This window comes from Clostridium sp. AF27-2AA (assembly GCF_003478505.1).
In the GTDB taxonomy this organism is placed as follows: Bacteria; Bacillota; Clostridia; order Lachnospirales; family Lachnospiraceae; genus Brotaphodocola.
The window spans coordinates 1-9,055 of the sequence record NZ_QUFI01000058.1; the positions used below are offsets into that span (position 1 = coordinate 1).

The following is a 9,055-nucleotide window of genomic DNA, read 5'->3' on the forward strand; positions in this document are numbered from 1 at the left end:
TCGGGGTCGCGGGTTCGAGTCCCGTCTCGCGCTCTCAATGAAGCGAAAGCCTTTAGTTATGAGGGCTTTCGCTTTTTTTCTTAGAGGAACAAAAGCCACCATATTCTGAGGCTGCATCTCATTTGACGGCAGACAAAGGATAGTGTATAATAGCGGATACTGCGGCAACGCAGGGAAGCGTTTTGCCACGATGAAGTTTAATCATTAAATTGGGCAAAATGGGGGAATACAAGGAGGTTAAATAAGAAGAACATGAAACAACGAGAAACCTTTCAATCAAGGCTGGGATTCCTGCTCTTGTCTGCAGGATGCGCCATTGGTATCGGGAATGTGTGGCGCTTTCCCTATGTGGTAGGAGCAAACGGCGGTGGTATTTTTGTTTTAATCTATCTGCTGTTTCTGGCTATCATGGGAGTACCGGTTCTTTCTATGGAATTTGCGGTTGGGCGTGCCAGCCGTAAGAGTCCGGTAAAAGCCTACCAGGAGCTGGAGAAGCCGGGCAGCAAGTGGCATCTGCATGGCTACGTGGCGCTGCTGGGCAACTATGTATTAATGATGTTTTACACTACAGTAGCAGGATGGATGCTGTACTATTTCTATAGCTTTGCTACTGGTGCATTTTCCGGATTGCATACGGAAGATGTCCAGGGAATGTTTGGGGAGATGCTGGCCAGCCCGGGCCTTAATGTATTCTGGATGGCAGTGGTTGTCATCGTTGGTATTCTGATCTGCTCTCTGGGCCTGCAGGCAGGTGTAGAACGGATCACTAAGGTCATGATGATCGGTCTGTTATCTCTGATGCTCATTTTGGCAGTTCATGGTGTATTCCTCGAGGGCGGCATGGAAGGCCTGAAATTTTACCTGCTTCCGGATCTGGAGAAGATGAAGTCCGTAGGCATCGGTCAGGTTATTGTGTCTGCGATGAACCAGTCCTTCTTCACCTTAAGCCTGGGTATCGGTGCTATGGCTATTTTCGGAAGTTATCTTGAGAAAGATAACACTCTGTTAGGGGAGTCTGTAAACGTAGCAATTCTGGATACGTTTGTGGCAATTACTGCAGGTCTGATCATTTTTCCGGCGTGTTTTGCGTTTGGTGTGAATCCGGACAGCGGACCAAGCCTGATCTTCATTACATTGCCGAACGTATTCATTTCCATGATCGGCGGACGTATCTGGGGAAGCCTGTTCTTTCTGTTTATGTCCTGCGCGGCGCTTTCTACCGTTATCGCAGTATTCGAGAACATCATTGCCTGCGACATGGAGCTGTTTGAGATCGATCGTAAAAAATCCGCAAGGATTAATGTGGTCCTGATTATTTTATTGTCACTTCCATGCGCACTGGGCTATAATGTACTCGGTGGTTTTGAGCCGCTGGGCGCCGGCAGTTCTGTGCTGGATCTGGAGGATTTCCTGGTGAGCAATATTCTGCTTCCGCTGGGGTCTCTGGTTTATCTGTTATTTACAACCTGGGATTTCGGATGGGGCTTTGACAAATACCGCGCTGAGGCGAATGAGGGTGTCGGATTAAAGGTTCCGGCATGGATTCGCGGTTATGTAAAATACATATTGCCGATCATGATTATGGGGCTGTTCATTCAGGGAATCTGGGTGAAATTTTTCGCCTGATTGAAAATAATGTCTCAAGTTTTTTACACAACTGACTAAAATCATCTCGCAAAGCAGAGATAAAAGATTCTGAGAGCACTTTAGAAAACCAAGGGAGGAACGCATATGATCCGTTGCTGTATTTTTGATCTGGATGGGACTTTATTGAACACACTGGATGCACTGACCTACACGACCAATCTGACTTTGAAGGAGTTTGGATATGGTCCGGTGGATCCGGAACACATCAAACAATTTGTGGGAGATGGATACCGGATGCAGATGAAGCGTGCACTGATGTACAGTGGAGATAAGGAACTCCTTCATTATGAAGAGGCACTTTCTGCCTACACCAGACTGTTTGCGGAGCATTGTCTTTACCATGTGCGGCCTTATGAGGGAATTCCTGAGCTGCTTCAGGAATTAAAGGCCCGGGGAATCCGCATTGCAGTTCTTTCCAACAAGCCCCATGCCCGGACTGTAGAGAATATTGAGGCAGTCTTTGGAAAAGGATATTTTGATATTGTGGCCGGGCAGAAGGACGATGTTCCGAAGAAGCCGGATCCGGCAGGTGTGAACCGGATTCTGGAGGAGTTTGGATGCAAGCCGGAGGAGTGCCTGTACTTTGGGGATACGAATACGGATATGCAGACTGGCCTGAATGCAAAGGCCCACACCGTGGGCGTGACCTGGGGATTCCGTGACCGGGCCGAGCTGGAAGCATTTCATCCGGACTTTGTCATTGATGACCCGAAGATGGTAACAAATCATATTCTTGCTTCATTTTCTTAAGTAAAACAGAGAATAATGCACAAAAAAGGAGGAATCTGCGGATTTCCTCCTTTTTTCAAGTTCTGGCACTTGATTAATTTCGGAAATTCGTTATAATGTTTAAGTATATATTTATATTTATGCATATTATTCATTGAAAGATGAATAAATGTGAAAGAGGAGGAATATTATGAAGAAGAAAATCGCGGCATTATCTATGGCAGCATGTATGGCAGCTTCTGCAACCGCCTGCGGCGGCAGCAAACCGGCAGAGACTACTGCAGCAGCAACTGAGGCAGAGACCACTGCAGCTGAGTCAGCAGCAGAAGAGAGCAGCGCAGAGGAGACAAAGGCAGCAGCTGATATCGAGACAGTGACTCCTGGCAAGCTGACCGTAGCAACCAGCCCGGACTTTGCTCCGTACGAGTTCTACGCGATCGGTGAGGATGGAACTCCGAAGCTGGCAGGCTTCGATATGGATCTGGCTCAGTACATTGCTGATTATCTGGGCCTTGAGTTAGAGGTTGTAACCGTAGATTTCGATGGTGTCATCAGTGAGCTGCAGACCAAATCGGTTGATCTGGGCATGGCCGGACTTTCCCCAGACGAGAAGCGTATGGGCATTATGGATTTCTCCGATCTGTACTACATGGGAGGACAGTCCTTAGTAACCGTGAAAGATAACGCAGAGAAATACAACAGCTTTGAAGCAATCAACAAGCCGGATGTATCCGTAGGTGCGCAGGTTGGTTCCATTCAGATGGATCTGGCAAACGAGAACAGCCCGGAGGCCGACATTGTAGGACTGCCGAAGGTTACCGATATCATTTCTGAACTGCTGACCGGCAAGATGGATGCTGCTTACATTGAGACTGATGTAGCAAAGAGCTATCAGAAAAACTATCCGGAGCTGACCCTGGTTATGGACGTACCGTACGATGCTGAGGGTTCAGCAATCGGCGTTTGCAAGGGTAATGAGGCACTGTTAGCAGGCGTAAACGAAGCAATCGCAGCCGCAAAAGAGGATGGCAGCCTTGAGAAGTTCATCGCTGACGCCGGCGAGCTTGCAGCAGGCGAGAAATACGAGGGTCTTCTGGACGCAGAAGGAAACGTTCAGAACTAATACTGAAAGGAGCACCTGATGAGTCAATTTGTTCAATGGAGCAATTTCTCCAAAATTGCGCCGTATGCTGAGCTGTTCAGGCAGGGCATTGTTGTAACGGTCCTGTTATCCGTATTTACGGTAGCGATCGGCTTTTGCATCGCGCTGATACTGGCACTGATGAGAATGTCCAATGTCCGTCCATTCCGGGCACTGGGCCTTGATAAAGACGGTCACATGCGCGAAGGCGGTCCGCTAGTCTGGATCAGCCGCTTTAATCCGCTGTCTTTCCTGGCTACAGCGTATGTCGAGATTCTGCGTTCCACGCCGGTCATCGTGCAGGTGTTTATCATCTACTACGGTGTGTTTGGCATTGTCCAGCTTCCGTCTTTCCAGATTTTCGGATTTATCAAGTTCAGCCGTTTCTTCCCGGGTGTTGTGGCCCTGGGAATGAACTCCGGCGCTTATCTGTGTGAGATCATCCGTGCGGGGATCCAGTCCATTGACGGCGGACAGACCGAGGCGGCCCGTTCCCTGGGCCTGTCCCAGACTCAGAACCTGCGTTATATCATTTTTCCGCAGGCACTCAAGAACATTCTCCCGGCGATTGCCAATGAGTTTGTTGTTATCATCAAGGAGTCTGCAATCACGTACACCATTGGTGTACAGGATATCATGTCTGCTGTAAATGCAGTCAAGGGTGCAACCTTTATTATCGTGGAGCCTCTGCTGGTGGCAACGGCAATTTATTTCTGCCTCTGCTTCCCGACTTCCAAGATCATTGCATATTTTGAGAGGAGAATGAGCCGTGGCGACAAACGATAGGATGATTCAGGTAAAAGATTTAAAGAAGCATTATAAGATGGGCACCATCAGAGCCCTGGATGGCGTGACGGTCAACATCAACAAAGGGGATGTGATGGCTGTCATCGGACCATCCGGTTCCGGAAAGTCTACCTTCCTGCGCAGTCTGAACCTGCTGGAGGAGCCGACCGGTGGTTCCATCATTTTTAGCGGTGTGGATATCACCAAGAAGAAATATCGGGATGAAAATGGAAAGGCCGTAAAACTGGACATCGATGCCCTGCGTCAGCGCATGGGCATGGTGTTCCAGCATTTTAATCTGTTCCCGCACATGACGATTCTGGAGAACATGGTGCTTGCACCGATGAAGGTAAAAGGTGTCAGCCGCACAGATGCGGAGAAGAAAGCTTTGGAGCTCTTAGACCGTGTAGGTTTAAAAGACCGCGCGGACGCGTATCCGATCCAGCTTTCCGGAGGCCAGAAGCAGCGAGTGGCCATTGTGCGTGCACTGGCAATGGAGCCGGAGGTGATGCTCTTTGATGAGCCGACTTCCGCTCTGGATCCGGAGATGGTAGGCGAGGTTCTGGATGTTATGAAGGAACTGGCTCACGAGGGAATGACCATGGTGGTTGTAACCCATGAGATGGGGTTTGCGAAAGAGGTTGGAAACCGCGTACTCTTTATGGCAGACGGAAAGCTGCTGGAAGAGGGGACGCCGGAGGAAATCTTTGACCATCCGAAGCATGAGCGTCTGAAAGAATTTCTTGCGAAAGTTTTATAGGGAATGCGATGATGGGTGCCGGGATTTTCCCGGTGCCTTTTTGCACTTTTGTGATAAGATGTAACGAGAAAGAAAAGTTTTTGTGACGGACAGGAGGATTATCGTGACAGAAGAAAAGAAAGCGGCCCTGGCGGCCATTGAAGCCAGAAAAGGACTGGTCTGCGACGTGGCAGACCATATCTGGGAGTATGCGGAGTTATCCCTTCAGGAATTTAAGTCGGCAGCTCTTTACTGTGAGGTACTGGAGAAAGAAGGATTCCGCGTGGAAAAGTGCATCAGCGGCATAGAAACGGCATTTTCCGCAAGCTATGGAAGCGGCCGTCCTGTGATTGGCCTTCTGGCAGAGTATGATGCGCTTTCCGGCTTATCCCAGACTGCCGGCTGCATCGAGGAGAAGCCGCTTAAGGAAGGTGGAAGCGGCCACGGTTGTGGTCATAATATCCTGGGGGCCGGTGCCATGGCTGCGGCATTTGGAGTGAAGGCTTATCTGGAACAAAATCAGACAGCTGGTACGGTGATCCTGTATGGCTGTCCGGGAGAAGAGGGCGGTGCGGCCAAGGCCTTTATGGCAAGAGATGGTGTCTGGAGAAATCTGGATGCGGCGTTAACCTGGCATCCGGATGATGTAAATGAAGTGGCGACAGGTTCCTCCAATGCCTGCATCCAGACCCAGTACAAGTTCCACGGCATTGCTTCTCATGCGGCAGGTGCACCCGAGATGGGACGCAGCGCGCTGGATGCGGTGGAATTGATGAATACCGGCGTCCAGTATCTGCGGGAGCATATGAGTGATAAGGCGCGCATCCATTATGCCATTACGGATGCCGGCGGCTGCAGCCCGAATGTAGTGCAGGCGAAAGCCAGTGTCCTTTATATGGTGCGCTCCAATCACGTGGCAGAGGCCGTGGAGCTGCAAAAGCGGGTGGACAAGATCGCCCAGGGCGCAGCGCTGATGACGGAGACCACGTTTGAGAAGAAATTCATTGACGGTGTGGCAGATACCATCAGCAATTTCGCGTTAGAGCGTGTGCTTTACCGTAACTATGAAGAGCTGGGCGTGCCGTCTTATACCGATGAGGAGAATGCCTTTGCCGATACGCTGTGCAAAACCTATATGGGAAATGACCGGATTCCGGGCGTTGCAGCAGAACATGATGAAACTGCGCGGGAGCAGGTTGCCGCTATGCAGAAGGCCTGCGGCCATTCCATGAACGCGTTCCTGGCGCCGCTGTACCAGAAAAATGCGTTTCAGGCAGGTTCGACCGATGTAGGCGATGTGAGCTGGCTGACTCCGACGGCACAGATCCATGTGGCAGCGTGGCCGAACGGCTGCCCGGGTCACAGCTGGCAGAATGTTTCCTGTGACCGTACCGAGATCGGTCATAAGGCAGCAGTCCATGCAGGAAAGGTGTTGGCGGCTGCAGCCATTGACCTGTTTAACCAGCCGGAGATATTAAAAGAGGCAAGGGAAGAGTTTGAAAAGCGCACGGCAGCAGGATTTGTGAGCCCGGTTCCGGCGGATGCGGTTCCAACGATTCCAGATTGAGTTCACAGAAGAAACACAAAGAGTTTAGAAAGTTTTAACAGGAGCGGGGGTTTAAAAACCTCTGCTCTTGTTGTATACTAAATAGAACAGAAATAAAAATATTCTGGAAATCATCGTAACTGGGAGGATATTGCAGACAGTTACAAAACAAAAGACATAAGGAGAATATAGCATGGGTATGAAAGAAGACGGACCGAAGCGGCCTAATAAAAAGCTGCTTTACTACTATGGAATCATCCTTCTGATCACTATTCTGCTGAATGCGCTGGTTATGCCGGCCCTGGCAGAACGGTCTGTGACAGAAGTAACCTACGATCAGTTCCTGGATATGCTGGACAACAAGCAGATCGCAGGTGTTACAAGAGGGGACAATCAGCTGACTTTCTGGACGGAGGATGTGCAGCAGGCACTGAATGGCCAGCTTCCGTTAAAATCCTGGAAAACGGCAGATATCAAGCTTTACAAGACGGGCCTATGGCCGGATGAAGATCTGACAGCCCGCCTGCGAAATGCCGGGATCACGTTCTCAGAATCTATCCCAACCCAGGCATCTCCGCTGCAGAATTTTATTTTTAACTGGGTGCTGCCAATCCTGATGTTTGTGGTCATCGGCCAGATCCTCAGCAAGAGCATGGCGAAACGGATGGGCGGCATGGGAAATGCCATGACCTTCGGAAAGTCCAACGCCAAGATCTATGCGGAGACTGAGACCGGCAAGACCTTTGCAGATGTAGCCGGTCAGGAAGAGGCGAAGGAAGCCCTGAAGGAAATCGTGGATTTCCTTCATAATCCGCAGAAATATGCAGATATCGGTGCAGTTCTGCCAAAGGGCGCACTGCTTGTAGGCCCTCCAGGAACCGGTAAGACTCTGCTGGCGAAAGCAGTAGCCGGTGAGGCACATGTCCCGTTCTTCTCCATCTCCGGTTCGGAATTTGTAGAGATGTTCGTCGGTATGGGTGCGGCCAAGGTGCGTGACCTGTTCAAGCAGGCGAATGAGAAGGCACCGTGTATCGTATTCATCGATGAGATCGACACCATTGGTAAGAAGCGTGACGGTTCCGGCTTTTCCGGAAATGACGAGCGGGAACAGACCTTAAACCAGCTGCTGACCGAGATGGACGGCTTTGATGGCCGCAAGGGTGTTGTCATTCTGGCAGCAACCAACCGTCCGGAGTCTCTGGACAAGGCGCTCCTTCGGCCGGGCCGTTTTGACCGCCGGATCCCGGTAGAACTTCCGGATCTGAAGGGCCGTGTGGCAATTCTGAAGGTTCATGCAAAGAATGTAAAGCTTGGAAGTGACATTGACTTTGATGCCATCGGACGCGCAACCTCCGGTGCCAGCGGTGCAGAGCTCGCCAATATCGTCAATGAAGGCGCATTGCGGGCAGTACGTCAGGGCCGTGCATTTGTGACTCAGGCAGATTTAGAGGAGAGCGTGGAGGTTGTCATTGCCGGATACCAGAGAAAGGATGCTGCCGTTTCCATCAACGAGAAGCGCATCGTCTCTTATCATGAGGTGGGCCACGCACTGGTGGCAGCATGTCAGAGCAACAGTGCCCCGGTGCATAAGATCACCATTATCCCGCGTACCTCCGGTGCCCTGGGCTACACCATGCAGGTGGAAGAGGGCGAGCGCTTCCTGATGAGCAAGGAGGAAGCCTTAAACAAGATTGCGACCCTGACCGGCGGACGTGCCGCAGAGGAGTTTATCTTCCATTCCATTACGACCGGTGCAGCCAATGATATTGAGCAGGCTACCAAAATGGCACGGGCCATGGTAACCCGCTACGGCATGAGCAGCCAGTTTGGCATGGTAGCGCTGGAGACCGTAAACAACCAGTATCTGGGCGGCGATACCTCCATGGTATGCTCTCCTGAGACCGCAAGGCTGGTGGATGAGGAAGTGGTTGCCATTGTTAGACAGCAGTACGACAAGGCTATGCAGATCCTGAAGGATAACGCAGCAAAGCTGAATGAGATTGCTGCCTATCTGTTAGAGCGCGAGACCATTACCGGTGAGGAATTTATGGAGATTCTGAATGCCGGGAAGGAAGGCACGGATAGCAGTGCCGAGGCGCAGAAGGCTGAATGTGTGCAGGCAGCAGCAGAGCAGCAGGCGGGGGAGTAGTTTAGAGCAGGCATATCGAAATGACAAAAAAGCACTTGCCGATGTGACGGCAGGTGCTTTTTTGTTACTGTTCACGCGCAATGTCAGTAACCTTTTTTGTCATTTTTAAGCAGTAATGTGGTCATATTTTTCTTGTGTGCCGTGTGATGCAGGGGTATAATAAAATTGTTTTTTTTACATTGAAACAGCTTGACAGGAAGAACAGCAGGCCAATACAACAAACAGCAGGGATGGATATAAAAGTCAATTACCCACCACTTAGCCTAACGGCTTGAAATGGGGGCTTGTAAAAGCCTGATTGACTAGCTTAAGTGTTTC

Annotated in this window: 7 protein-coding genes; all 7 read left to right on the plus strand. The window is 50.5% G+C overall.

Translation table 11 applies throughout. The features are described 5' to 3' along the window. Positions 1–252: 252 nt before the first annotated feature. The 7 genes from DWY84_RS16715 (at position 253) to ftsH (ending at position 8,737) form a co-directional block, all read left to right on the plus strand. A complete protein-coding gene (locus DWY84_RS16715; protein ID WP_118534432.1) occupies positions 253–1,626 on the plus strand; it encodes a sodium-dependent transporter in 1,374 nt (457 codons plus the stop codon). Between the two features lie 105 nt (positions 1,627–1,731). After that, positions 1,732–2,397 (plus strand): HAD family hydrolase, encoded by a 666-nt coding sequence (locus DWY84_RS16720; protein WP_118534433.1) that lies wholly within the window; start codon positions 1,732–1,734, stop codon positions 2,395–2,397. Between the two features lie 169 nt (positions 2,398–2,566). Continuing rightward, entirely contained in the window at positions 2,567–3,499 is a 933-nt protein-coding gene (locus tag DWY84_RS16725; protein ID WP_118534434.1) for a transporter substrate-binding domain-containing protein, read from the plus strand. Positions 3,500–3,517: 18 nt separating this feature from the next. After that, positions 3,518–4,303, plus strand: coding sequence for an amino acid ABC transporter permease (locus DWY84_RS16730; RefSeq protein WP_118534435.1), 786 nt, complete (start codon positions 3,518–3,520; stop codon positions 4,301–4,303). 1 nt (position 4,304) lies between these two features. Beyond that, positions 4,305–5,063, plus strand: coding sequence for an amino acid ABC transporter ATP-binding protein (locus DWY84_RS16735; protein ID WP_178716421.1), 759 nt, complete (start codon positions 4,305–4,307; stop codon positions 5,061–5,063). A 103-nt stretch (positions 5,064–5,166) separates the two neighbouring features. Beyond that, positions 5,167–6,609, plus strand: coding sequence for a M20 family metallopeptidase (locus tag DWY84_RS16740; protein ID WP_118534437.1), 1,443 nt, complete (start codon positions 5,167–5,169; stop codon positions 6,607–6,609). A 172-nt stretch (positions 6,610–6,781) separates the two neighbouring features. Then, positions 6,782–8,737, plus strand: a complete 1,956-nt coding sequence (ftsH, locus tag DWY84_RS16745; RefSeq protein WP_178716420.1) for an ATP-dependent zinc metalloprotease FtsH — start codon at positions 6,782–6,784, stop codon at positions 8,735–8,737. Positions 8,738–9,055: the final 318 nt, after the last annotated feature.